The organism is Streptomyces boncukensis (assembly GCF_011045075.1).
GTDB classification, from domain to species: Bacteria; Actinomycetota; Actinomycetes; order Streptomycetales; family Streptomycetaceae; genus Streptomyces; species Streptomyces boncukensis.
Map to the genome: position 1 here is coordinate 1 of NZ_JAAKZZ010000971.1, position 1,267 is coordinate 1,267.

At 75.1% G+C, this 1,267-nt stretch carries 2 protein-coding genes; both read right to left on the reverse strand.

Annotated features, from left to right (window positions below; all coding sequences use genetic code 11):
- Positions 1 to 33: 33 nt before the first annotated feature.
- Positions 34 to 753, reverse strand: coding sequence for a dioxygenase family protein (locus tag G5C65_RS37390; RefSeq protein ID WP_420903406.1), 720 nt, complete (start codon positions 751 to 753; stop codon positions 34 to 36).
- A gap of 72 nt (positions 754 to 825) precedes the next feature.
- Positions 826 to 1,267 (reverse strand): helix-turn-helix transcriptional regulator (locus G5C65_RS37395; RefSeq protein WP_165303483.1); only part of this gene is annotated, 442 nt, incomplete at its 5' end.

Here is a 1,267-nt window from a genome sequence, read left to right on the forward strand (position 1 = left end):
GGTCTCAGGTGTGCGGCGGGGTCCGTGGGCGGCTCAGACGTTCAGCACGAAGTCGAAGCTGCCCTGCAGGCTGGAGCCGTCCTGCCGGATGGTCATCAGCAGCCGGGGGTCGAAGATCTGGTCCGTCTCGTTGCGCGGCTCGCCGGGGAAGTAGAGCTGCGTCGTCAGGATCCGCTGGCCGGGGGCCTGCACCTTCACATGCAGATGCCGGGTCCGCCCGGGGTAGAGCCCGGGGTGCAGGGTGCCCAGCTCGAAGCTCCCGTCGCTGTTGGTGAACTGGTGGCCGCGGAACCGGTAGCCCCAGTTGTCGTACGCGCCGTACGGGTCCGCCTGCCACCAGTCCAGCAGCACGTTCGCCAGCGGCTCGCAGCGGATGCTGAAGACGTAGCCGGTGACGGTCAGCGCCATGCCGGGGGTGCCGGGCGGCACGATCGAGTCGCGTTCGGGGGAGTTGGGCTTGAAGTACGGGCCCTCGGTCTGCGGCGGCGTCGGCTGGTCGCCGTCGTCGCAGCTCGGTGTGGGCTCCAGGAGCCGGCTGCGCTGCTGGCCCGACTGCCGGCCCGACTGCGCCTCCGCGACCCGGTCGCGGGCGAGCGCGGGCGCCGCCGCGCTGCCCAGCAGGACGGCGGCCGGCGCCGCGGCCATGGCGGCGCGGAGCACGGACTTGCGGGTGGGGCCGGTGCGGCCGGTGTCGTCTGCGGTGTCGCCGTCGGCGGGGCCGGTGTGCTGAGCGTCGTGCGGGGTCTCCTCCACGGTGCTCTCCTCGCTGTCCGTCGGTGGGGGGTCTGCGACGTGCGTCTGGCTGCGGGCCCGGCGGAAGCGACGTTACGGTCGGCACTCGGGCGGGTCGATGGACAGATCGCGGGGACCGTGGTGATTTCCGCTCGCGCCCCGCCGGAACTCGCCGGGGCTGGCGCCCGTCTCGCGCCGGAAGAAACGGCAGAAGTACGCGGGGTCCGCGAACCCCACCTCGCGGGCCACCCGGCCCACCGTCAGCCCGGTCCCGGCGAGCAGCCGCTTGGCCTCCAGCACCTGCGCGTGCCGGATCAGCTGTCCGGGCGTCAGGCCGGTCGCCGCGCGGACGGCGGCCGAGAGATGGCCCACCGAGACGCCGAGTTCGAGCGCGCAGGTGCGGACGGACAGCTCGGCCGCCGCGCCCGGCCGGGCGAGCAGCCGCCGGAACTCCTCCGCGACGGCCGCCGCCGCGGTTCCGCCCGCCGCGCTGCCCGGCGCACCGACCGCCGGTTCGCCGGGCGGGGGCGGGGGA